Here is a 22,763-nt window from a genome sequence, read left to right as displayed (position 1 = left end):
TGGGCTTAGTACCTTTGCAACGCTATGGCTGGAAACACATTCGGAAAATTGTTTCAAATCACCACGTTTGGCGAAAGCCATGGGCCAAGTATTGGCGTGGTCATCGATGGATTTCCTGCGGGAATCGAAGTGAATGAAGCGTTGATTCATCAGGACCTACAGCGAAGACGGCCAGGACAATCCAAGCTGACTTCGCAACGCAAGGAAACGGAGGAATTTCAGATTCTTTCAGGTGTTTTTGAAGGGAAATCGCTCGGAACGCCAATTGCCGTCACAATTCCGAACTCAGATGCGCGTTCCAAAGATTATGCGCATCTCGAAAAAACCTTCCGTCCATCGCATGCTGATTTCACGTACGAGGCAAAATATGGCCATCGCGACCATCGAGGTGGTGGGCGCTCATCGGCTAGAGAAACTGCTGCGCGTGTGGTGGCTTGCGCCTTTGCTAAAATGCTACTTCAGCAAGCGGGAATTGAGATTGTTGCCTACGTTTCTTCGGTTGCCGATGTTCGTGCAACGGTCAATGATCAAACAGTTTCTTTGAATGATGTGGAGAAAAGTCTCGTCCGTTGCCCAGATGAAAAAGCATCGTCCGAAATGGAAAAACTCATCGATTCGGTTCGAAAAGAGGGAGATACTGTGGGCGGAATCATCCGGTGTGTGGTACGAAATGTCCCCGCAGGTTTGGGCGAACCAGTCTTCGATAAGCTTCATGCTGATCTTGGTAAAGCCATGTTGAGCATAAATGCTGTGAAGGGATTTGAAATCGGTTCTGGATTCGCTTCCACCAAAATGCGAGGTTCCGAACACAACGATATTTTTACTTCTGAAGGAGGGAAAATCAATACCAGTACAAACCATAGCGGAGGAATTCAAGGAGGCATTTCCAATGGGATGGACATCACATTCAACGTGGCCTTCAAACCTGTGGCCACCATTATGCAGTCGCAATTGAGTGTCAATTCTGATGGCAACGAAGTAACCTTAGAGGGAAAAGGTCGCCACGATCCGTGTGTTGTTCCGCGCGCAGTGCCGATTGTAGAAGCGATGGCCGCAATCGTGCTTGCAGATCATTATTTGAGAAACAGAACGCAACAGAACGGTTGATGGAATTCAGAAGAAAACACCGACCGTTTGTGATTGCTGGGCCTTGCAGTGCAGAAACGCGCGAGCAAGTGTTGGAAACGGCTGACGGATTGAAGAATCTAAACGTTGATCTGCTTCGAGCAGGCGTCTGGAAACCACGTACGCGTCCAGGGAATTTTGAAGGAGTAGGAGAAGAGGGAATTGCGTGGTTGAAGGAGGCAGGCGAAAAGATCGGGAAGCCGATTTCGGTTGAAGTTGCAAATACATTGCATGTTGAAATGGCGCTGAAGGGCGGTGTGGATGTGCTTTGGATCGGAGCACGGACAACAGTAAATCCATTTATGGTGCAAGAAATTGCCGATGCGTTGAAAGGAACAAACGTTCCCGTTTTGGTGAAGAATCCCGTGAATCCCGATGTTGAGTTGTGGATTGGAGCTATTGAACGCCTACAATCTGTCGGGTTAACCAAATTGGGAGCCATTCATCGCGGGTTTTCAACATTTCAAAAATCGCCTTTTCGCAACAGTCCCAATTGGAATATTCCGATTGAATTGAAGCGTAGAATGCCCGAATTGCCGATCATTTGCGACCCGAGTCATATTTGCGGAAACAGAGAATTATTGTCGGAAGTGGCGCAGAAAGCCATCGACCTGAACATGGATGGTTTGATGCTGGAAACCCATCGAGACCCAATTAAAGCTTGGAGCGATGCCGATCAGCAGGTCACGCCACAGGAATTGGAAAGAATTCTGTCTGAATTGGTTTGGCGAAATCCCAATTCGCTCGATCTTGAAGTGAAGGCTAAATTGGAGCAGCTTCGCGCCACCATTGATGGACTTGATCGAGACATTCTTGATCTACTCGTTGAGCGATTATCCGTTTCTCGCAGCATTGGCGAATACAAGCGCGAGCACAACATCACCATTTTGCAGCATCAGCGTTGGAATGAAATTCTCCACGATCGCGAAGCGCACGTTCAAGGGAAAGACCTTTCATTGAAATTTTTGCACAAGTTTTTGGAAGCGATCCATGAGGAAAGCATTCAGCAACAAACGCAAGTAATGAATTCATCCAAATCCAAAAACGCATGAGTCCAGTGCTGTTCAGAGAGCAAGCGTGGCGTTTTCTGACGGATCTGTTGGCAAACGAGAAGGCAATCATTCTTTGCGATTCCAACACGGATCAATGTTTTGAATATCTGCATGTGGCGTGCCCGAAAACGGCTGAATTACCCATCATTCAAATGGAAGCTGGTGAGCAGCATAAAACGCTGAAAACCTGCGAAATGGTCTGGTATCAACTTACCGAATTCGGTGCCGATCGCAATACAATTTTGCTAAATATCGGTGGCGGTGTGGTTACCGATCTTGGTGGTTTTACGGCTTCCACGTTCATGCGAGGAATCCGATTTGTAAATATTCCCACTTCGCTTTTGGGAATGGTCGATGCGGCCATTGGAGGAAAAACGGGAGTCGATTTTGGTGGTTTGAAGAACATGGTTGGAACTTTTACTCAGCCTGAAGCCGTTCTCATTGATTCCAATTTTTTGAAGACGTTGCCAGCGCGCCAATACCGAAATGGCTTGGCGGAAGTGTTGAAGCACGCCTTCATTTCAGATAGTTCCATTCTCAATCTGATGGATGCCAATGAAGACGAGCTGATATCTCGCTCGGTGCAGGTGAAGTTGGATGTTGTAAAGCGCGATGAGTTTGAGACGGGCGAACGCAAGAAACTGAACTTCGGGCATACGGTTGGACATGCCATTGAAAGTCATTTTTTGGAAACTGATAAATCCGTTTTGCATGGTGAAGCCATTGCGGCAGGTATGATTTTGGAATCTTGGATTTCGCACAAAGTAGCAGGTCTTTCTAATGTGGAGTTGAATTCAATTTGCACAGCAATTGATTCGATTTTTTCAAAAATTTCTATCTCGGAAATCGACTGGATATCCGTCAAGAAATTACTCATCTACGATAAGAAGAATCGCGATGGACAGGTTCAATTTGTGCTGCTACGAGCCATTGGCGATGCAGTGACCGATCAATTTGTTTCGGAAGAATTGTTGGACCAAGCGTTCCATTTCTACTCAACGCGGTCATGAAATTGCTTGTGCCAAATGGACCGTTGACGGGAGAAGTGGAACTTCCGATTTCGAAAAGCATTGCCAATCGTTATCAGATTATTGCAGCGCTTGCAGGAAAAGATGTAAAACTTCCGAATTCGCTTCCAGAGGATGTGAAAGTGTTGCGCGATGCATTGAGTTCAAATTCCGATAAAATCAACATCGGAATGGCAGGAACGGCCATGCGATTTCTCACTGCTTATTATTCTGCGCAAGAAGGAAAAAGCGTTGTGCTTACAGGCGATGAACGAATGAAACAACGACCGATTTCCGAATTGGTAACGGTGCTTCGCGAACTTGGTTCGGTCATCGACTATGTTGAAAACGATGGTTTTCCACCGTTGAAAATCGTTGGAAAGAAGCTTAAAGGAGGAAAAGTTGAAATCTCCGCTTCCGTAAGTAGTCAGTTCGTTTCGGCTTTGATGATGATTGCTCCAAGAATGAAGGACGGACTCACTATTCTACTCGATGGGAAAGTGCTTTCACGACCTTACATTGAACTTACGGCCGATTGCATGCGTCAGTCCGGGATTGAAGTTCAATTTCAAGGAAATACCGTAGATATAGCAGCAGGGAATTATCAGATTTCGAACTTGGATGTGGAGGCAGACTGGAGCGCAGCGTCTTATTTCTACGCACTTGCCGCAGCAAGACCAAATTCAAAATTCCTGCTGAAAGGGTTGAAGCTCAATTCTTCTCAGGGCGATTCAATACTGAAAGAATGGTTTTTGGGAATGGGCGTAACATCGGTTCAGAAGGAAAATGGAGTTGAGATTTCTTCTATTGAAGTAGTCGATTTCCCTAAAAGCATTGATTTTACCCACAACCCGGACCTCGCGCAGACATTTGCGTTTCTTGCCGTAACTCTTGGAAAGTCATTGGCGCTTACCGGTTTGGACAACCTTAGGTTCAAAGAAACAGACCGGTTGAAAGCGCTTAAGTGGGAGTTGAAAAAACTGGGGGTATATGTAGCTATCCGCGGAGATTCGTTGACCGTTTCGGGTTCAATTTCTGCTGAAACCGCTGTCATCAATACATACAATGATCACCGAATGGCGATGAGTGCTGCGGTTCTTTCAACAGTAATGAGAACTGAAATTGAAAATCCTGAAGTAGTGGAAAAAAGCTTTCCTACCTTTTGGTCGGAATTACAAAACATTGGATTTAAAACAGACTGAATAAATGGGAAACCGCATCCTCGACCTACAAACAAAACTCAAGAAAGTACCATTCGGAAACCGCATTTTCTCCGGTTTTCTTGCTCGATTTGCTCCGTACTTCACTACTATTAAACCACGAGTAATTGAGCTTCGGCCCAATTACATGAAGGCTTCCATGAAGAAGCGACCAGCGGTTCATAATCACTTGAAAACCGTGCATGCCATTGCCATGTGCAATTTGTGTGAGTTCACTGGCGGCATTCTGATGGAAGCTTCCATTCCGAAGCATCGCAGATGGATTCCGGTTGGAATGACTGTGAATTATGTGAAAAAAGCGATGACTAATCTCACCGCCACTTGCGACCTGAGTTCAGTCAATTGGGAAACCTGCGATGAAGTGATCTGTCACGTTTCTGTTCGAGACACTTCTGATGTGGAAGTGATGAATGCCGCCATTACAATGAAGGTTTCGGATAAGCCAAAGAAGTAGAGACGCAATAAATCGGATCATTATTTCGGAGCCTTATAAAGCATCACCAATCCCAATATCAGGTACATGATATTGGGAACCCAAACAGCCAAGCGAACAGGCATACTTCCTTCAATGGCAAAGGTCTGCGAGACCTGCATGAAAAGGATGTAGGAGAAGCTGAGAAGTAGACCAAGGCCGATGTGCATGCCGATGCCGCCACGTACTTTTCGGCTGGCCAAACTCACGCCAATGATGGTTAGGATGAAAGCAGCAAATGGCATGGCAGTTCGTTTCTCCTTTTCCACTTTAAAGAAATCGACATAATCGGAACCGCGCATTTCTTCCGTTTTGATAAAGTCGTTCAATTGCCAATAATCCATGGCTTCCACAATTTTCAATTGCTGGCCGAAATCTTTTGGTTCGAATGGAAAAACGGTGTCCAATTGCTCGGACTGTCGGATTTTCTCCTGCAATCCATCAAATGTGCGTTCGTAATATTTCTTCACGCTCCATTTCTGTATGGTCGTGTCGAAAACGATATGGTCAGAGATCAATTTGTAGGTGAGTTTACCATCCTCAAACTTTTCGAGTGCGAATTTGTATCCGGTCATTCGTTCGGCACTGTAAGAATCGAAGTAAATGAAGGTTCCGGGTTCAATCTGGTAATGCTGATTTCGGCCGTAGAATTTCCATGGTCTGTTGATGTAAGTATTCTCGAAAAGTATCCGCTGTTCGTTCGCTTTCGGAATGATGAAATGGTTCAGTCCCAAGCTTACAATAGCAAGAACCGTTGCGCCCAAAAGATAAGGAACCATCAATCTATAAAAACTGACTCCTGCGCTTAGAATGGCTACAATCTCCGAACGATACGCCATTCTGGATGTGAACAGAATAACGGCCACAAAAATGAAAAGCGGACTGAAAAGATTGGCAAAGTAGGGGATGAAGAAGATGTAATACTCAGAGAAAACCGTGTAGAACGAGAGGTCGTGTTCTATGAAATTGTCAATCTTTTCAGAAAGATCAAATACAATGGTGATGCTAATGATCAGCCCAATGGTGAACACGAACGTTCCTAGGAACTGCTTCAGAATGTATCTGTCTATTCGGGTAAACACCGTTGCTTAGAGTCGTGTAAGGAGTTTTGGAACGGTCTGGTCTTTCCATGCGCTGAAATCGCCAGCTTCTATGTGTAACCGTGCCTGGCGCATCAACTCCAAATAGAACGCCAAATTGTGTATGCTGGTTATTTGCGGTCCAAGCAATTCGCTGCATGCGAACAAGTGGCGAACATATGCTCGGTTGTACATGCTATCTACCGAGCTTGTTCCCTTTGCATCCAAAGGAGAAAAATCGCGTTCCCACTTCTTGTTTTTTATGTTGATGATGCCATCCCAAGTATAGATCAATCCGTGGCGAGCGTTTCTAGTAGGTAAAACGCAATCGAACATGTCTATGCCAAGCGCAATGTTTTCTAACAGATTGGCTGGTGTGCCAACGCCCATCAGATAACGCGGTTTGTCTTTCGGAAGGATATCGCAAACAACTTCTGTCATGGCGTACATTTCTTCGTCTGGTTCGCCAACGCTCAATCCGCCAATGGCATTTCCTTCACGCTCAAATGAGGCAATTTTCTCAGCGCTTTCAATCCGAAGATCCTTATAGGTCGAGCCTTGAACAATAGGGAATAGCGATTGATGATGACCGTAAAGCGGTTGGCCCGCATCTACGTGCTCACAGCATCGTTTCAGCCATCGGTGCGTCATGTGCATCGAATCCTTTGCGTAGTTGTAATCGCACGGATATGGCGTGCATTCGTCAAAGGCCATAATGATATCGGCACCGATGCTTCGCTGAATGTTCATCGAAGTTTCTGGACTGAAAAAATGCTTCGATCCATCGATATGCGAGGCAAACGTGACGCCTTCTTCGGTGATCTTCCTCTTGTGCGCCAAGGAGTACACCTGATAACCACCGCTATCGGTCAGGATCGGTTTTTTCCAATTCATGAATTTGTGAAGACCTCCGGCCTCTTCCAGAATTTCCGTTCCCGGTCGTAGATAAAGATGATAGGTATTGCCAAGAATGACTTCGGCTTTCACTTCGTTCACCAATTCCTGCTGATGGATTCCCTTCACCGTTCCCAGCGTGCCCACAGGCATGAAGATGGGTGTTTCAATGGTTCCATGATCCGTTGTGATCTGCCCTCTTCGGGCTTTTGACCCCGCATCCGTATGTGTCAGTTTGAACTTCAGTCCCATGTTCATAAAATCGCCCAAATGTACTTAAATGCCCTTCAGCCGTTGGTTAGTTTTGCGCCACGCAAGCATGAACCTCTCCGATTTTCAAACCCTTCCGACCTGGCAGCTTGTAGTTGTGGGTGTGTTCATAAGCTCATTGGCTGTTCAGCTTTTCTATTACGCCTTCTTTTTTGCCCGATTGGCCTTTCATAAACCGAGCAAAACGGTGGGAAATCCTGAGCCTGTTTCTGTCATTATCTGTGCTTGGAACGAGGAAGATAACCTCAAAAAGAACCTTCAATCCGTACTTGAACAGGAATATCCCGAATTCGAAGTGATCGTTGTAAACGACCATTCTTTGGATGAGACAGATCTGTTGCTCCAATCTTGGCAGCAGCGCTATTCGCATTTGCGTGTCATTAACCTAAGTAGGGAAAATGCCAAAATGCGAGGTAAGAAGTTTGCTATTTCCATTGGTATTAAAGGCGCCAAATACGAGAATCTGGTTTTTACGGATGCCGATTGCTGGCCTAAATCGAAGCATTGGTTGCGTTCTATGGCCGAAGGATTGAAAGAGGAAAAAATGCTTGTACTCGGCTATGGAGGTTTTGAGAAGAAGCCAGGCATTTTCAATAAGTTCTATCGCTATGAAGCGCTTCATATTGCCATGCAATATCTGTCGTATGCGCTCGCAGGACTTCCGTATATGGGTGTTGGACGAAACTTGGCCTATCGGAAAGACCTGTTCTTTCAGACCAAAGGTTTCATCAAACATCGACATGTTGCTTCTGGAGATGACGATCTGTTAGTGAATGAGGTTTCTACTGGAAAGAACACGGCCATCGAGATCAGAAAAGAGTCGCATACACTTTCTATTCCTTCCGAAAATTTTTCTGCTTGGTGGCGACAAAAGAGGCGACATCTATCAACTGGGAGTTTTTATAAGGCTTCGTCCAAATTATTTTTAGGAATATTCACGCTTTCGCATCTACTCTTTTATCTGTCATTTTTTGGGGTTCTATCGACTGAAACATTGTATTGGTTGGCGCTATGTGGAATTACCATCAAATGGCTTGTTCATTTGTCGATCATAAGTGTGGTGGCGCGGCTCTTGGAAGAGCATGATCTTTTGTTATTTTCGCTACTAGGCGATTTGTTCACACCTTTTTTCAATACCGCAGTTGCCATTTCAAACCGAATAAAACCACCCATTAGATGGAGGTAGAAGTAAATCCAGACCTATCAGATAAAGCAATGTTAGATTACCGACTCGTAAGAGCGGCAATCGATAGTGGCGATCAGAAGGCGTATGCCCAGCTGATGGATCGGTATCGCGATAGCATCTATTTCATGTTATTGAAGATGGTCAACAACAGAGATGATGCTGACGATCTTACCATTGAGGCTTTTGGAAAAGCCTTCAATAAGCTTCATCAGTACACACCCAATTACGCATTCAGTACGTGGTTGTTCAAGATCGCATCCAATAATTGCATCGATTTCATCCGTAAGAAAAAGAAAAACCTTCTTTCTTTGGATAAGCCCATGGAAGGCCACGATGGAGGCGAAATGACCATGGATGTTCCATCTGGAACGCTTGATCCTGAAGAAGCCTACATAAAGGAACAGAAGAAGATTCTGATGCATGGCGTTGTTGAGAAACTGAAACCGCGCTACAGAACCTTGGTGGAGCTTCGCTATTTCAAAGAATACTCTTACGAGGAAATTGCGCAGGAACTCGATCTTCCGCTGGGAACGGTGAAAGCACAGTTGTTCCGAGCACGCGAATTCCTTTACAATATTCTCAAAAACAGCAAGGAGAAGATTTGAATCCAGACGATTCTACTCCTATTTCTTGGGAGATCATACTCAAGTATTTTGGAAACCTGACCGATGTGCAGAAGCAGCAATTTGCTGCTTTATACGATGCATATTTTGAGTGGAACACGCAGATAAATGTGGTTTCCAGAAAGGATTTTCATCTCTTTTACGAACGTCACGTTCTTCACTCGTTGGCCATTGCCTCTGTTGTCGATTTTGAAGATGGAACGAAGATTCTTGATGTTGGAACTGGTGGTGGATTTCCAGGAATTCCGTTGGCAATTTTGTTTCCAGAATGTCAATTCCTGTTGGTAGATAGTATAGGTAAGAAGATCAAGGTTGCCAATGGAGTGGCTGAGGCTATTGGGTTGAAAAACGTCAAAGCTCAGCAGGCAAGAATGGAGCAGGGCAGAGAGAAATACGATGTGATTGTGACGCGAGCAGTTGCACCTATGGCACAACTGAAACATTGGCTCGTTGGTAAATTGGATGCTAAAAGCAAGAAATCTGTTAAAGGCCTCTTCTGTCTAAAAGGTGGCGACCTGACCGAAGAAATCATTGCCGCCAAAGTGAAGGCGAACCTTTACAACATCAGCGATATGTTTGAAGAAGAATTCTTCGAAACTAAAATGGTGGTTTGGGTCGAGAAATTCTAAGCTTGCATTTGCAGCTCTAGCAAACCTCTGTAAAGTCCTCCTTCCTTCGTAAGAAGTTCCTCGTGTCGGCCATTTTCAGAAATGGAACCTTTATCCAAAACTAGAATTCGGTCTGCCTTGCGGATAGTTGAAAGTCTATGAGCAATTACAAGCGAGGTTCTACCTACCATCAGTTTGTCCAACGCTTCCTGAACCAAACGTTCAGATTCTGAATCCAAAGAACTTGTGGCCTCATCCAAGATCAGAATCCGTGGGTCTTTCAAAACCGCTCGCGCAATGGCAATTCGCTGCCGCTGACCACCAGAAAGCTGAATGCCGCGTTCGCCTACAACCGTGTCATATTTTTCAGGGAAACTGTCTACGAAAATGTGAGCATTGGCTTTTTTAGCAGCTTCCTCAATCTCTTTCAGAGATGCGCCAGGTTTTCCGTATTCAATGTTCTCACGAATCGTTCCTCCGAACAAAATCACGTCTTGCGGAACAATGGCCATTTGATTTCTCAAAAACTCTAAGCCCATTTCGCTCGTGTCAATTCCATCTATGGTGATGCTTCCAGAAACGGGATCGTAAAACCGAAGAACCAACGATGCAATGGTCGATTTTCCAGATCCGGAAGGGCCGACCAACGCAATTGTCTCGCCTTGTTTTGCATCAAAACTTACCCCATTCAGTACAGAAATATCTGGACGACTTGGGTAGGTGAATTGAACATTGTCGAATTTCAGCGAACCCGAAATGGCCGAAATATTAACTGGTTTTGCAGATTCATATGGTTCAGGGTCTTCATCCATGATCTCCAAAATTCGCTCGGCAGCACCAATTGCTTTCTGAATTTGCGCATACATTTCGGCAATTCCACCAATAGAAGCTCCTACGAAAACCGAATAGAGAACGAATTGCAGTAACTGGCCAATTGTAAATAAATCACTTTCTGGGATTGAAGGGTCAGCAGCTAATCGGGCAATATCTTGATTCACTAAACGCGCTCCATACCAGATCACACCTACAATGGAACCGAAAAGACAGAAGATGATGAACGAAGCAAAAAATCCTCGCGCTTTTGCTCCTTGAAGCGCTTTTTCGATGATGGCTGTTGTGCTTTTCGCGTAGCGCGCACTTTCGTACATCTCGTTGGCGAAGGATTTTACGTTTGTGATTCCTGCCAGTGTTTCTTCAACAATCGTGTTCGATTGTGCAATTCTATCTTGAGTTTCTTTCGAAATTCTTCGAATGATCCGTCCAAAAACAACGGCAAAAACGGCCACTAACGGAACAACACCAAGCATCACCATCGTTAACTCCACCGAAGTGTAAGCCAAGAATGCAATTCCACCAACTATCAGCATTGACTGCCGAAGAAACTCAGCAACAACCGTTGTAAATGTGTCCGAAAGCATATTGATGTCAGTAGCTATTCGGCTGTTCATCTCTCCAACACGGTTTTGAGAGAAGTACGACATCGGGAGTCTGATCAACTTATTATATGTGTCTTTTCTAAGGTCCGCAAGCACGTGTTCGGTCACATTTACAAAAAGGTAAATGCGGAAGAAGGAGAAAATGGCCTGAAATACGAATACGACCAATAGGAAGAGGGCAATCCTATCAATGTCTGCCAACATGGCTTCTTCTGCCGTATCTACCATGTCTCCGATCAATTTCGGGAAGATCAACGCAGTGATTCCAGTCAGAAATAGGAAGAAAAGTCCTAAGTAGTATTTGAAACGATGTGGTTTGAAGTAGCGGAAAAGCCGAGAAATCTTCTTAATACTCTCGCCCGAAACCTTCACTTTCGGAAGGTCTTCTGTGTCTAATCTATCTCTTCTAGCCATATTTGCGCTGCAAAGTTATTTGAATGAAACTATTTTGCGGAAGATATGTTTGCACAAATTAAAACGAAGTCTATCTTTGCACGCCCAAATAAGTCGGAGTTATGAAAAGAACATTTCAGCCATCAAGAAGAAAGAGAAGCAACAAGCACGGATTCCGTAGCAGAATGGCTTCAGCAAACGGACGTAACGTTCTTGCGGCCCGAAGAGCAAAAGGAAGAAAAAAGCTTACTGTTTCTGACGAAAGAGCAGACAAGAAATAAGATCTAATAGGTCGAATAGTGAAAAAGCCCGCTCAAAATTTGAGCGGGCTTTTTTGTTTCTGTCGGTTTAGAAGGGATTCTAAAGTCCAAGACCTTAATCAGCAGGTAACCACGTTTGTGTACGATAAAGGAAAGAAATGTAACCGCGAACCATCAGTTTTCCTTCTTCAACCCAGATCTTGCACTTATAAACCTTTCCATTTTCAGGGTCAAGAATATCACCATGCGCATATTCTGAGCCGTCTTTCGTCAAATTTCTGATGATCTCCAGTCCAACAATTGGTTTCATGTGGCGCGGATCATCTGCAGCACATTCCTCGCATTTTGGATCGGGTTTTTCAGGGTCGAAGAGCTGCAACACTTTCCCGAAAAGTTTCCCGCCTTTCTCGTAGATCTCTACAACCGATTTGGTTTTTCCGGTATTGTCATCTACCGTTTTCCATTTGCCGATTGGCGTAACGCCCTGAGCAAATGATTGAATGACGAAAAAGCTGAAAACGAGACAAAGTGAAATTGGTCTTTTCATAAAAGTTGATTTTAGACAATGAAGTTAAAAAGCTCTGCTGATTCCCAGCATCCATCGGAAAGCCCAAGGTTCAGGATCTAACGCTGGGCTTCGATTTAAGAACAATGGCATATCAAATCGGATGGTTAGCGGTTTCACTTTATTCAATAATCCCCATTTTTTAATGGTGAGTGCTGCGCCTAACCCTGCGTCAGCTCGTGGCTTAGCAAAGGCCAATTTTTCTCCTGGTCGGTTCGTGTTGATGAATCCAAGATCTCCAAAAATATACATGTCGATGTCCAGCCATCTTCTGGTCCAATTTGGACGTAGACCAAAAATCTCATCAAATTCCAATTCTGCATTGATGGAAGCTCCGCTGTTTCCAGCGTAGGCGAGCACCACTCCGTCTCCTACATTTTCTGGTGCCAAATAGCCGACATATCCTCGCAAATTCAATCCACCACCGTATTGTAAATGGTTGGAGGTTTCGCGGAATGTGGCCCAATCAGAAGGCAGTATTCCAGATGAGCGCATGTATTTGTTGTACATCATTTCCTCTGGATTGGCTCCGCCTACATACAATTGCGATTCGGGCGCCCAATTACTGCCAGTTCCAAGCTGCGCAAACATGCGTGTTTTGAGAATCAAGTGCCAAAGTTGCGTGGTATTCTTGGCTTCCAATTTCAGTTGATGAAAGTCGTAATCGCTGCCAAGCGAACTGCTTCGGAGACCGATTTTCAACTCTCCATTTCCAGAACCATAACGATAAACATGCTTGATATCTAGATTGAACGAGTTATTCCACATGTCTGCATTCCAGGTATCGCGATTCAGCAAGTACGCGATATCGCGGTCTCTCTGTCGATAAAGAGAGCGGAAATACAATCGGAAGGTGGTTGTGCGCTTTTTATTCTGCTTTTCGAAGCCAAATTCCGCGTTGTACAGTCCATCAAGAATCCGAGCCGCAACATCTACTGAGCTGTTTTTCCAATAACGGGCCAAGGAGGTTTTGTAATCGAAAAGCACGGAAATCGGCATGAATTCGTTCACGCTAACATTGCTTGGAATATCCCATTGTGCCAATCCGGAATTTGCCCAGAGGTACAGATTGAATTTATGATTGAGGTTGAAATGGCTTCCGTTGAGGTGAATTCCGAATTTGATGCCATCATAACCATTGTACCAAAAGTCAGGTCGTGCAAAGACCTCATATTTTTTCCAATCAGGCCGACCGTACAATTGATGGTCGAATTCGAATTCTATCGCTGAGGCAGAAGAATTATCAAGCATGTTTATGTCTGCCAACCGGTATGTTGGGTCTATGTCGACACGTTTTATTCCTTCCAGAATGGAAATAGCCACCTCATACGTCTTATTCAATTCATTGAAACCTGTCCATTTTGGAAGCACTGTGGCATCGGTTTCTTTACTGAACCATGTGTTCGGAATGTGGAATCGGTGGATGCTGTCGTTTTGATCCGTCACCTCAAAATCGAGTGGCATCTGCAAGTCTCCTTTCCGTTTGAATTTCACCATGAATTTCCCTGGCTCATCCGATCTGCGTATACCAGCAATCGCATAATCGATGCGCTTGTCGGTTTCTAACCATTGGTCAAAGAACCAGTTAAGGTCTACTTTGGTGTAGTGGATGATGGAATTCCTAAAATCTTCAAAGTACGGATGACAGAAGCGCCACTCATTGAAATAATGCTTCATTGCGTTAGCAAAAAGCGTATCGCCCAGAACGTATTCGAGATTGTAGAGCATGGTGGCTGTTTTGTAATAAACGTGGCCGTAACCGTGTCTGTAATCATCAAATTGATCGGAATGCGTATTCAAGTGCGGGTCAAGAAACTGCATGGCGCTGTTCATGAAACCATAGTAGATCTCATCGTCCATAACCAGTCGTTCTTTCTCAAATCTTCGTCTGTACCAATTTTTTGAAGGTTCTTCAATAACGGTGTCGCCATCAATTTTGCGCATTCCGTAGGCGGTCAGATATTGGGTAAATCCCTCATCCAAGGCTGCGCGATAGGTTTCGTTGTTGCCAACTTGACCGAAAAACCAGTTGTGTCCTACTTCGTGAACAAGCAATCCGCGGTAGTCAGGATCACTTCCTCCATCCAAGGTAAGCATCGGATATTCCATGCCGTCTTCTGCATCGGCAACAATCATTTTGTGATATTGATACATGCCAATTCCTTCAGAGAAAACCTGAATGGTCTTGGCGGTGTATTCTGCAGCATTCTGCCAACCCGAAGCATGACCTTCTTGCGCCAGTGAATAGCATTTGACGCCATTCCATTCAGCTTCGCCAATACGGTAATTCGGGTCAGCTGTAAAGGCAAAATCGTGCACGTTCTCTGCATGATAGATCCATGTTTTGTGCTCAGTGCTATCGTATGGAATGATGACGGAAGCAGCTTCATCCCAAGGTTTACCAGCAAAATTCTTCACGTCCAGTTTCTGGCGGAGTTCCTGTGGAAGAACCGTATTTCGATTGAGCAGAAAACCCGTTGCTCCAACCACATAATTGCTTGCAAAAGTGAGCGCTACATCAAAGGTTCCGAAATCTCCATAAAACTCACTACCAAGATGTTGATCTGTTGTCCAACCGAATTTTCTATCGTAAACCGAAATGCGCGGATACCAATGCACGCCATCATAATGCGTGAATTCTCCTGATGAGAAAAGCTTCATCCTACGTCCCATCGAACCTTGATCGAAGTAGGTTTTGAATTCAATTTTGAATTCCGTTTTTGAATTGGGAAGTATTGGTTCGTTCGGAATGATGCGCAGGATCGTATTGTCCAATTCTTGCTGAACATCTTTGCCGTTCATGGTCAGCGAGAGGACTTCCGTTCCTTTCCCAGCCTTCTCGTACTTCCCAAAATGGTTTTTCGTGCCTTTCGCTTGGTCGTTCTTATCTGCGTAAGAATTTGGCTGAAAAGCATTCTGATATAAATGGAAGAAAACCTCATAAAGCGTATCGGGCGAATTGTTCCAATAACTCAACTCCATTTTGGCAGAGATAATGTCGGTCTGCTCGTCCACATTGGCCGCAATGCGGTAATGCACGTCTTGCTGCCAGTAATCGGTGCTTGGCGCACGATTTTTCCAATACAAAGGATTGTCCGCTGAGCGAAATGTGTTGGGTGGAGAAAGTGGATTATACTGTCCGAAAGCAGTTTGGGCAATCAACAGAATCAGTACAGGTAAGAGTTTCTTCATGATTGACTGCCTTTTTCAATTTCGTCTTCAAGTGAAATATGAAGAGAACGCTTGTTGAGTGCAATTTCGCGGAGTTTAGCATCCTCAATGCTTGCATTCAGTTCGAATCCGATCAATAATGCGATGGAGTTGAAATACGTCCAAAGCATTACAATTACCAGCGTTCCGATAGAACCATACAATTTATTGTACTGACCAAAATTCTCTACAAAATAGCTGAAGCCGATGGAGGTGATCAGTACCAGCACCGTTGCCAATGTTGATCCCGCAGAGAAAAAGCGCCATTTGGTCTGTTTTGCTGGGCCAAGGAAATACAGAACGGAAATAGCGAAGAACATCAACCCAAGAATGATGATCCATCGGGCAATGTTGAGTCCAAAACTCAAAAGGTCATCTTCAATCCAACCTTTTTGGCGAATGAAATCCATGCCTATTTCCCCGAATACAATAAGGGCGATCGCCACCAATGTGAACATGGTCAGAATGAGCGTGAGAAGAATGGAAATACCTCGTTGAACAAAATATGGTCGACTTTCAATTGTGTGAAATGTGGTGTTGAAACTGTCAATGAGCGTGTGCAATCCATTGGTGGAAAAATAAAGCGCAGAAATAACCGTGACGGAAAGCAATCCGCCACGCTGTCGGGTAATAATGTCTTCGAAGGTTTCATTCACACTTTCGAAAACGTTTGTTGGAAGAAAAACTTCCATCAAATTCAGTAATTGTTCCTGAAATCCATCAATTGGAATGTAGGCGATGAGCGTGAATACGAAAATGATGGCCGGAAAAATGGCAAGAATGAAATTGAATGCAACAGCCGAAGCGCGCAAGCCGAGCCAACCGTTCTGCAATCCTTTTACGAAGAACGCGGTTACGTCATAAAGTGGCAGACCGTCAAATCCTGGAATTCGTACCTCTTTCGAGAAACGAATGATGTTCCGAATGATCGGAAGACGAAGGATTTTGACAATGAGTTTTCTGATCATGTCAGACCGCTTTCAGACTAAGGTCGAGACTTTTGATATTATGTGTCAATGCTCCCACCGAAATGTAATCAACTCCGGTTAGTGCATGCGCTCGAATGGTTGTTTCGTTGATACCGCCAGAAGCTTCGGTTTCGTATCGTCCTGCAATCAATTCAACGGCTTTTTTCTCGTCATCAGGATGGAAATTATCCAACATGATGCGATGGAAACCACCTACTGAAAGGGCTTCGTTCAATTCGTCAAAATCGCGCACTTCAATCTCAACTCTAAGATTCTTTCCGATTGATTTCAAATGATCGTGAACACGTTCTATTGCTTGAGGAATTCCACCGGCCAGGTCGATGTGATTGTCTTTGATCATCACCATATCGTACAATCCAAAACGATGATTGACGCCACCACCGATTTTGACTGCTAGCTTTTCCAATTCGCGAAGCAACGGAGTTGTCTTTCGTGTGTCGAGCAATTTGGCCGAAGTGCCTTCGATAAGTTTGTTGTAATGGGCTGTTTTGGTGGCAATTCCGCTCATGCGTTGCATGAAATTGAGCACCAAACGTTCTGTTTTCAGGATAGACCGAGAAGAACCTTCAACGGTTAGAACCACATCACCGATCTGAATTGCCGACCCATCATTAAGAAAGACCTCGACTTTCAGGTCTTTATCAAACTGAGAAAAAATCTGCTGGGCCAATTCAACTCCAGCAATAATGCCATCTTCTTTAACCAGAAGTTTGGCTTTGCCTTTGGCAGATTCAGGAATGCACGCATCGGCAGTGTGATCGCCATCGCCAATGTCTTCCTTCAGCGCCTCGTCAATGATTTGAACGATCGTCATAAAGTGGTTTTACTCGTTTGGCTCGAACCGAAGCTGTTGAATACGGAGATTTCCGCCAACTTCTTTCGTAAGCACGTATGTTCGGAATGAGCCTTTGGTAGTAGTAAGCGTACCAATGGCATATTGCGCACCATCTGGAGATTTACCACGGTGAATGACCTGATAATTGGTCACTTTATCCTTTGCAAAGAAATCCTTTACGATTAGCTCAGCTTGAGCTTTGCTGTAACTATCTTCTTTAGGGCCGATGGTCAGTTCCACTTTCGTATCGAAATACTTAGAAAGTTCTTTATAATTCCCCACTTTGATGGCCGTATTGATTGTTTCGCTCGCCTCTTGTGCAAAGCCGATTGTCAAAGAGAGACAGAATAATACGAGTATGGATGCTAATTTCTTCATAGTTGCTAAGGTACCGTTTCGCAAGAACCGCGCCACGCCAATTTGGTGCAGCACAAAATAAATCTATACTTTGACCATCACCAAAGGCAATGCCATGAAGTTGTGTCTTTTTCTGGTCGGAGAAACCGATGATGCTGAATTGAGTGGAGCAATTGACCGTTACGTTGGTCGATTGAAGCATTATTGCGCTTTTGAAGTTGAAGTGCTGAAAACGCCTAAACAGTTTAAGAGATTGGGACAGTCTGAACTGAAAACAGCAGAAGGAAAACTGATTTTGGAAAATCTGAGCAATCAAGATTTTCTTGTTCTGTTGGATGAACGAGGAACCGAATTCTCGTCAGTTGCTTTTTCCGAGAAGTTGCAAAAGTGGTTGAATGGCGGGAATAAGCGGATTGTATTTCTGATAGGCGGAGCATTCGGATTTTCAGAAGAAGTTTATCAACGTGCCGATTTCAAGCTTGGACTTTCCAAAATGACATTGACCCATCAGATGGTCCGCCTATTTTTTACAGAGCAACTTTACAGGGCTTTTACGATCCTCAAGAACGAGAAGTATCATCATTAGAACTGGAAATGGACTCGTAAACGAAGTTGTACTTTTTCACACCTTCTTCCAACGAGTAATATTTCTGCGCAGCATCTTGAAGCATAGAAACTGGAATTTTCAAGAGGTCATCAATCTGTTCAATGGCTTTCTCGTAAGCCTCATCGGTAAATTCCCGAACGAGGATTCCGCTATTTGTGTCTTCAATAATTCGGTCTACATCGCCAACTCCTGAATTTGCGATCACTGGCAATCCCATGCCAAGCATTTCTCCATGTTTGGTAGGAGAAGAGCCTGACTTTGAAAATACAGGTTGAATAAAAAAGATGGCTGCATTGGCCAAACTCAGAAACGTTGGAACTTCTTCTCGTTTTGCGGGTGAAATAAGAATTCGGTCAACTGGAATTCCTTTTGATTCAGCCTTGGGAAGAATCGAATCTGGACTGTCGGTAGTGATGAAAAGAAATTTGGCGGTAGGTCTTTTGTCATTTAAAACCTTGAAAAAATCCAGCATTTCGTCTAGCAGATACCAAGTGCCAATTGAACCTAAATACGTGATTACGAAATCGTCATTTTTCAAATCAAATTTCAATTTCAATTGAGATTGAAGTGCTTCATCAATTTTCGAAGGATGAAAATGATCCAGGTCGGCACAGCATGGAATGACCTGAACTGGCACTGGCTGATGAGGAATTGTATTCCACGAATGAATGATCTCTTTTCCTTTTTCTGTCAGGCTGATGGAATAATCAGCATTGCTGAGAAAGGCGATTTCCTTTCGTTTGAAAAAATCGTAAACCGTCTTGAAGATGGGGTTTTTCAAGTTCCAAAGTCCTCCATCAACGCGTTCATCGGCATAGAAAGCGCGCATGTCAAACACGAATTTCACTCCGTATTTCTGCTTCATTCTTAAGCCAATCAACGAAGTAATGTAGCTTCTGCAATGAATGATATCGAACGGATTTTCGCTGTAGATTTTCTCAACCGTTTTGGTCAGTTGGTAAACATCATATACGGTAGAAACAATTGGCGGAGAAGAAGTATAAGCCAGTGGAATCCAACGAACGCCAGCATCGTCAACTAGTCTTTGAATATTTGCTCCATCACGTTTGAATGGTTCTTTTTTTTCGAAACTGATGATAGAGAAGTGATGTCCTGATTTTTCAAGTCCGAAAATGTACGGCAGCACTTGAGAACGCCCTAAACCATCCGTCAAACCATCATAACTCAAATACAGCACATTCATTTGAGCGAAATTAGCCCATCTCCCGACACCTTGAGTAAATTTGAAGCCATGAACCTAAATTCAATTTTTCGAAACAGATGAAGTACATCGGAATTTGGGATTTTATTTGGGTACCGGTCTACTTATTTCTGGTGCATTATTTCGCAAATCGAGGAACGAGGAACAATATTGAAGAAAATCCTGCCTACAAGTATTATCGTCCGGGACTATTGGCTAAGGTATATGGAGGACTGTTGTTTGCTTTCATCTATATGTTTTATTACGGAGGAGGAGATACTACAGCATATTGGCTGGATGCTAAAATACTATCTACTTTAATTACTTCAGAGCCGGTCTGCTACCTAAGGATTCTTTTTGGTGACACTAGTCATAAGTGGTTGTATTGTTTTGATTTACGGGATAATATTCCTTATTACTATCTTCGAGATCATCAAGCGTATACAGTTACTCGAATAAGTAGCCCGTTTGCAACCTTGTCCGTAGATAGTTTTTTGGGCTGCACCATACTAGTATCGTGGTTCTCTTTTGGCGGTGTTTGGAGATTGTATTTGGTGTTTTTGGAAGAATACCCTAGTCTAAGAAAAGAGTTGGCCATTGCCTTTCTTTTTATTCCATCAGTTGTGTTTTGGGGGTCTGGTGTGATGAAAGATACCTACACTTTTACTGCGTTATGCTGGATGACGTCATCCGTTTATGGTTTGTTGTTTAAGAAAAGGAAAGTATTTTGGAATCTTTTTTATATGGCTTTTGCAGCGTATGTTATGATTGCAATGAAACCTTACATTTTTGTTGCACTTCTTCCTGGTTTGTCTTTGTGGCTTGTTTTCAACAGGATTCAAAAAGTCCAGAATCAAATAGTCAGAGTCATGGCAGCGCCTATTATACTTATGCTTGGAGTTGTAGGGGCAACTTTGATATTTTCAAGTGCCTCAGAAAGCTTGGGTGCTTATGGTTCTGTTGATACCATCGTTGATAAAGCTATCGCAACACAAGAAGACCTTCAAAGAGAGGCGTATCAGGGCAACTCTTTTGACATCGGAACGATTGACCCCTCGATTGGAGGCATGTTGACAAAAGCACCTGTTGCAATTTTTGCTGGCCTATTTCGTCCTACATTTTTGGATGTGCGCAATCCGGTGATGTTCATTTCTGCATTAGAAAACACGATTCTAATGTTATTTCTACTGTATATGCTATTCAAGATTGGCCCGCTTGCTTTTGCGCGTTATGTCTTTGGTAAGCCTATGGTGCTTTTTTCATTTACGTTCGCAATTATTTTTTCGTTTGCAGTGGGGCTTACAACGGCCAATTTTGGAGCGTTGGTGCGTTATAAGATTCCAGCACTCCCGTTCTTTCTTGCCAGCCTATACATGATACGTTATCATCAGAATCGAAAAGGATTTGAAGACGAAGAAGAATCTGAATCCGATCTGCTCAAGGTGGAGGATTTTAGCGGGTCAAAAGAAATCAGGCCACCGTTTATACCTAAACCTGACGGTCAGCCAGGTGAATATCGGTGAACCATTGATGAAGCAAGATCAATAACCAAATTCGGTTGTAGAGATGATTCTGTCCGCCATTCCATTTTGTGAGCAGAATGCGTACTTCAGACCATTTCACAACATCGATTTCAGTCACCACTTTTTCATTCAGGTATTCATCCACCAAATAGGATAGTTCATTCTTCAACCATTTGTCTAAAGGAATGCTGAAGCCCCATTTTGGTCGGTCGAACAATTCCTTCGGAACGTGGTCATAAAGCACTTGTTTGAGCAGATACTTGGCAACACCATCCTTTACTTTCAGCTTCGGGTCAAGGTTTAAAGCGAATTCAACCACGGTGTGATCCAAAATTGGAACTCGTGTTTCTAATGAGTATTTCATTGAAGCACGGTCAACTTTGGTCAGCAGGTCGTCTTTTAAATAGAATTCGATATCGAAAAGTGCTTGGAACTCCGCTGGAGAAAGATTTCTTGCCAACGAGACTTTCATGTCCAGAATGGAGAAATCTGTCTTCGAATTATCAACCAAAAGGTTTTGAATCTCAGAACCAGAGAACATGTATTGTTCTTGCGAGAAGATATGAGAATGAAGCTGATCGGATTTCGAATGATCCAGCACCTTGGCGATACGCTTGTAGCGGTCATCACCAAAGGAAAGCGCTTTGCTTAGTGACCAGCTGTATGCTTTAACTGCTGGATTGGCCAATCGTTGCGCCCAATTATACATGCCGTAACCATGAAAAAGTTCATCACCACCATCGCCAGAAAGTGTCATGGTTACTTCTTGACGCGCCATCTTTGAAACCAACATGGTTGGAATGGCCGATGAATCTGCATATGGCTCATCGTACTGCGGAATGATCTCGGTTATCAGTTCCAACGCATCTTTTTCGGTTAACCGATATTCGTGATGTTCTGTTCCGAGGTGCTCCGAAACCTTTCGTGCAAAACCCGATTCATCGTGCTTGACATCATCAAAACCAATGGAGAATGTCTTCAGTTTTTCGGAAGATGCTTTCTGCGCCAACGCGGTTACCAAGCTTGAATCGATTCCACCACTTAGGAAAGTTCCAAAAGGAACATCCGAAACCAACCTTCTGCTTACGGAATCTTGCAGCAATTTCGAAAGCCGCTGTTTCGCTTCCCGCTCATCGGTAATAAGATTTGATGTGATCTTCGTTTCAGGATTCCAGTATTCTTCAACTCGAAAAGAATTGCCATCCGCTACAGCCCAACTTCCCGAAGGAAATTTCTCTACTTCATTGTAAATGGACAATGGTTGCGGAATGTAGCCGAGATGCAAGAAGTACGGAATGGCAGCTTGATTAACCGTCAGTTTCAATTGGTTTTTCAGCGCAACAATTGCCTTCAGTTCAGATGCGAATGCGAGAACTCCATCGTTTTGATAAACGAAAAGAGGTTTGATGCCAAGCCGATCGCGGAAAAGAAACAATTTCTTTTCGGTCGTGTCGAAAATGGCAATGGTGAACATTCCGTTCAGTTTGGTGACCATTTGCGGTCCCCATTTTGCAAACGCTTCTAAAATCACCTCCGAATCGCCAGTGGTTTTGAGACGAACGTCCAAGTCTTTGGCAATTTCGCGGTAGTTGTAAACCTCGCCATTGAACACCATCCAATAGCGCCCGCAACTCGATTGCATGGGTTGATTGGCGGCTGTGCTGAGGTCGATGATGCTCAATCTCCGGTGCCCGAGACCAAAATTCCCATCCACAAAAAAACCTTCGGCATCTGGTCCGCGGTGCGAAATGGCATCGGTCATCAGTTTCACCGTTTCTTGATCAACGCCTTTTGGATGATAGATGCCTGCTATGCCGCACATGTGTTCAGATTCTTGATTCCAATGATACG

At 44.0% G+C, this 22,763-nt stretch carries 21 protein-coding genes; 11 read left to right on the top strand and 10 right to left on the bottom strand.

Annotated elements, in window-relative coordinates; translation table 11 throughout:
- Window positions 1-24: 24 nt before the first annotated feature.
- From aroC to K9J17_04555, 5 genes are read left to right on the top strand one after another with little or no spacing between them, the layout of a single operon-like run.
- Window positions 25-1,107, top strand: a complete 1,083-nt coding sequence (gene aroC, locus K9J17_04575; GenBank protein MCF8275989.1) for a chorismate synthase — start codon at window positions 25-27, stop codon at window positions 1,105-1,107.
- Window positions 1,107-2,177 carry a bifunctional 3-deoxy-7-phosphoheptulonate synthase/chorismate mutase type II gene (locus K9J17_04570; protein MCF8275988.1) on the top strand — a complete coding sequence of 357 codons (1,071 nt, stop codon included), beginning with the start codon at window positions 1,107-1,109 and terminating at the stop codon, window positions 2,175-2,177. Before aroC ends, K9J17_04570 begins: the two co-directional genes overlap by 1 nt.
- A complete protein-coding gene (gene aroB / locus K9J17_04565) occupies window positions 2,174-3,187 on the top strand; it encodes a 3-dehydroquinate synthase (GenBank protein MCF8275987.1) in 1,014 nt (337 codons plus the stop codon). The genes K9J17_04570 and aroB overlap by 4 nt, the downstream gene beginning before the upstream one ends.
- On the top strand, window positions 3,184-4,386 hold the full coding sequence (gene aroA / locus K9J17_04560) for a 3-phosphoshikimate 1-carboxyvinyltransferase (protein MCF8275986.1): 1,203 nt from the start codon (window positions 3,184-3,186) through the stop codon (window positions 4,384-4,386). Before aroB ends, aroA begins: the two co-directional genes overlap by 4 nt.
- A gap of 4 nt (window positions 4,387-4,390) precedes the next feature.
- Window positions 4,391-4,858, top strand: coding sequence for a DUF4442 domain-containing protein (locus K9J17_04555; GenBank protein MCF8275985.1), 468 nt, complete (start codon window positions 4,391-4,393; stop codon window positions 4,856-4,858).
- Window positions 4,859-4,878: 20 nt separating this feature from the next.
- Here K9J17_04555 and K9J17_04550 read toward each other — a convergent pair whose 3' ends face one another.
- Window positions 4,879-5,958 (bottom strand): LptF/LptG family permease, encoded by a 1,080-nt coding sequence (locus tag K9J17_04550; GenBank protein ID MCF8275984.1) that lies wholly within the window; start codon window positions 5,956-5,958, stop codon window positions 4,879-4,881.
- A 6-nt stretch (window positions 5,959-5,964) separates the two neighbouring features.
- Window positions 5,965-7,095: a tRNA guanosine(34) transglycosylase Tgt gene (gene tgt / locus K9J17_04545; GenBank protein ID MCF8275983.1), complete on the bottom strand. Its 1,131-nt coding sequence runs from the start codon at window positions 7,093-7,095 to the stop codon at window positions 5,965-5,967.
- A 34-nt stretch (window positions 7,096-7,129) separates the two neighbouring features.
- Here tgt and K9J17_04540 point away from each other — a divergent pair, with 34 nt between their 5' ends.
- The 3 genes from K9J17_04540 to rsmG are packed head-to-tail and all read left to right on the top strand — an operon-like array spanning window position 7,130 to window position 9,557.
- Window positions 7,130-8,305, top strand: a complete 1,176-nt coding sequence (locus K9J17_04540) for a glycosyltransferase (protein MCF8275982.1) — start codon at window positions 7,130-7,132, stop codon at window positions 8,303-8,305.
- Window positions 8,296-8,910 carry a sigma-70 family RNA polymerase sigma factor gene (locus tag K9J17_04535; protein ID MCF8275981.1) on the top strand — a complete coding sequence of 205 codons (615 nt, stop codon included), beginning with the start codon at window positions 8,296-8,298 and terminating at the stop codon, window positions 8,908-8,910. The genes K9J17_04540 and K9J17_04535 overlap by 10 nt, the downstream gene beginning before the upstream one ends.
- 20 nt (window positions 8,911-8,930) lie before the next feature.
- On the top strand, window positions 8,931-9,557 hold the full coding sequence (rsmG, locus tag K9J17_04530; protein MCF8275980.1) for a 16S rRNA (guanine(527)-N(7))-methyltransferase RsmG: 627 nt from the start codon (window positions 8,931-8,933) through the stop codon (window positions 9,555-9,557).
- On the opposite strand, the gene K9J17_04525 is transcribed toward rsmG, so the two are convergent.
- On the bottom strand, window positions 9,554-11,386 hold the full coding sequence (locus K9J17_04525; GenBank protein ID MCF8275979.1) for an ATP-binding cassette domain-containing protein: 1,833 nt from the start codon (window positions 11,384-11,386) through the stop codon (window positions 9,554-9,556). The two genes, rsmG and K9J17_04525, sit on opposite strands and share 4 nt — an antisense overlap.
- Window positions 11,387-11,487: 101 nt before the next feature.
- On the opposite strand from K9J17_04525, the gene rpmH reads away from it, so the two are divergent.
- Window positions 11,488-11,646: a 50S ribosomal protein L34 gene (rpmH, locus tag K9J17_04520; protein ID MCF8275978.1), complete on the top strand. Its 159-nt coding sequence runs from the start codon at window positions 11,488-11,490 to the stop codon at window positions 11,644-11,646.
- A 94-nt stretch (window positions 11,647-11,740) separates the two neighbouring features.
- Here the strand turns inward: rpmH and K9J17_04515 are convergent, their stop codons facing one another.
- Genes K9J17_04515 through K9J17_04495 form a run of 5 tightly spaced genes read right to left on the bottom strand, consistent with a single transcriptional unit; the run spans window position 11,741 to window position 17,602 of the window.
- Complete coding sequence (locus K9J17_04515; protein MCF8275977.1) at window positions 11,741-12,172, bottom strand: DUF2147 domain-containing protein; 432 nt, start codon at window positions 12,170-12,172, stop codon at window positions 11,741-11,743.
- A 24-nt stretch (window positions 12,173-12,196) separates the two neighbouring features.
- Window positions 12,197-15,382 carry a M1 family metallopeptidase gene (locus K9J17_04510; protein ID MCF8275976.1) on the bottom strand — a complete coding sequence of 1,062 codons (3,186 nt, stop codon included), beginning with the start codon at window positions 15,380-15,382 and terminating at the stop codon, window positions 12,197-12,199.
- Window positions 15,379-16,368: a YihY/virulence factor BrkB family protein gene (locus K9J17_04505; protein ID MCF8275975.1), complete on the bottom strand. Its 990-nt coding sequence runs from the start codon at window positions 16,366-16,368 to the stop codon at window positions 15,379-15,381. The genes K9J17_04510 and K9J17_04505 overlap by 4 nt, the downstream gene beginning before the upstream one ends.
- A 1-nt stretch (window position 16,369) precedes the next feature.
- Window positions 16,370-17,203 (bottom strand): carboxylating nicotinate-nucleotide diphosphorylase, encoded by an 834-nt coding sequence (gene nadC / locus K9J17_04500; GenBank protein MCF8275974.1) that lies wholly within the window; start codon window positions 17,201-17,203, stop codon window positions 16,370-16,372.
- Between the two features lie 9 nt (window positions 17,204-17,212).
- Window positions 17,213-17,602, bottom strand: a complete 390-nt coding sequence (locus K9J17_04495) for a DUF4783 domain-containing protein (GenBank protein ID MCF8275973.1) — start codon at window positions 17,600-17,602, stop codon at window positions 17,213-17,215.
- Window positions 17,603-17,696: 94 nt separating this feature from the next.
- Between K9J17_04495 and rlmH the strand changes: the two genes are divergently transcribed.
- Window positions 17,697-18,167, top strand: a complete 471-nt coding sequence (rlmH, locus tag K9J17_04490) for a 23S rRNA (pseudouridine(1915)-N(3))-methyltransferase RlmH (protein MCF8275972.1) — start codon at window positions 17,697-17,699, stop codon at window positions 18,165-18,167.
- Here the strand turns inward: rlmH and K9J17_04485 are convergent.
- Window positions 18,142-19,392, bottom strand: coding sequence for a glycosyltransferase (locus tag K9J17_04485; protein MCF8275971.1), 1,251 nt, complete (start codon window positions 19,390-19,392; stop codon window positions 18,142-18,144). The genes rlmH and K9J17_04485 overlap by 26 nt on opposite strands.
- Window positions 19,393-19,469: 77 nt before the next feature.
- Here K9J17_04485 and K9J17_04480 point away from each other — a divergent pair, with 77 nt between their 5' ends.
- The gene (locus K9J17_04480; GenBank protein MCF8275970.1) at window positions 19,470-20,912 is read left to right on the top strand and encodes a hypothetical protein; all 1,443 of its coding nucleotides are present in this window, start codon (window positions 19,470-19,472) and stop codon (window positions 20,910-20,912) included.
- Here K9J17_04480 and asnB read toward each other — a convergent pair.
- The gene (asnB, locus tag K9J17_04475; GenBank protein ID MCF8275969.1) at window positions 20,878-22,734 is read right to left on the bottom strand and encodes an asparagine synthase (glutamine-hydrolyzing); all 1,857 of its coding nucleotides are present in this window, start codon (window positions 22,732-22,734) and stop codon (window positions 20,878-20,880) included. The genes K9J17_04480 and asnB overlap by 35 nt on opposite strands.
- Window positions 22,735-22,763 lie beyond the last annotated feature (29 nt).

The organism is Flavobacteriales bacterium, assembly GCA_021739695.1.
In the GTDB taxonomy this organism is placed as follows: domain Bacteria; phylum Bacteroidota; class Bacteroidia; order UBA10329; family UBA10329; genus UBA10329.
This window is presented reverse-complemented; position numbering and strand designations above follow the sequence as displayed.

What these genes read in the sequence shown, in the direction of transcription:
- aroC (MCF8275989.1), top strand. Translation starts at nt 25, where the DNA reads ATGGCTGGAAACACATTCGGAAAATTGTTTCAAATCACCACGTTTGGC.
- K9J17_04570 (MCF8275988.1), top strand. Translation starts at nt 1,107, where the DNA reads ATGGAATTCAGAAGAAAACACCGACCGTTTGTGATTGCTGGGCCTTGC.
- aroB (MCF8275987.1), top strand. Translation starts at nt 2,174, where the DNA reads ATGAGTCCAGTGCTGTTCAGAGAGCAAGCGTGGCGTTTTCTGACGGAT.
- aroA (MCF8275986.1), top strand. Translation starts at nt 3,184, where the DNA reads ATGAAATTGCTTGTGCCAAATGGACCGTTGACGGGAGAAGTGGAACTT.
- K9J17_04555 (MCF8275985.1), top strand. Translation starts at nt 4,391, where the DNA reads ATGGGAAACCGCATCCTCGACCTACAAACAAAACTCAAGAAAGTACCA.
- K9J17_04540 (MCF8275982.1), top strand. Translation starts at nt 7,130, where the DNA reads ATGCCCTTCAGCCGTTGGTTAGTTTTGCGCCACGCAAGCATGAACCTC.
- K9J17_04535 (MCF8275981.1), top strand. Translation starts at nt 8,296, where the DNA reads ATGGAGGTAGAAGTAAATCCAGACCTATCAGATAAAGCAATGTTAGAT.
- K9J17_04525 (MCF8275979.1), bottom strand. Translation starts at nt 11,386, where the DNA reads ATGGCTAGAAGAGATAGATTAGACACAGAAGACCTTCCGAAAGTGAAG.
- rpmH (MCF8275978.1), top strand. Translation starts at nt 11,488, where the DNA reads ATGAAAAGAACATTTCAGCCATCAAGAAGAAAGAGAAGCAACAAGCAC.
- K9J17_04515 (MCF8275977.1), bottom strand. Translation starts at nt 12,172, where the DNA reads ATGAAAAGACCAATTTCACTTTGTCTCGTTTTCAGCTTTTTCGTCATT.
- K9J17_04510 (MCF8275976.1), bottom strand. Translation starts at nt 15,382, where the DNA reads ATGAAGAAACTCTTACCTGTACTGATTCTGTTGATTGCCCAAACTGCT.
- K9J17_04505 (MCF8275975.1), bottom strand. Translation starts at nt 16,368, where the DNA reads ATGATCAGAAAACTCATTGTCAAAATCCTTCGTCTTCCGATCATTCGG.
- nadC (MCF8275974.1), bottom strand. Translation starts at nt 17,203, where the DNA reads ATGACGATCGTTCAAATCATTGACGAGGCGCTGAAGGAAGACATTGGC.
- K9J17_04495 (MCF8275973.1), bottom strand. Translation starts at nt 17,602, where the DNA reads ATGAAGAAATTAGCATCCATACTCGTATTATTCTGTCTCTCTTTGACA.
- rlmH (MCF8275972.1), top strand. Translation starts at nt 17,697, where the DNA reads ATGAAGTTGTGTCTTTTTCTGGTCGGAGAAACCGATGATGCTGAATTG.
- K9J17_04485 (MCF8275971.1), bottom strand. Translation starts at nt 19,392, where the DNA reads ATGAATGTGCTGTATTTGAGTTATGATGGTTTGACGGATGGTTTAGGG.
- K9J17_04480 (MCF8275970.1), top strand. Translation starts at nt 19,470, where the DNA reads ATGAAGTACATCGGAATTTGGGATTTTATTTGGGTACCGGTCTACTTA.
- asnB (MCF8275969.1), bottom strand. Translation starts at nt 22,734, where the DNA reads ATGTGCGGCATAGCAGGCATCTATCATCCAAAAGGCGTTGATCAAGAA.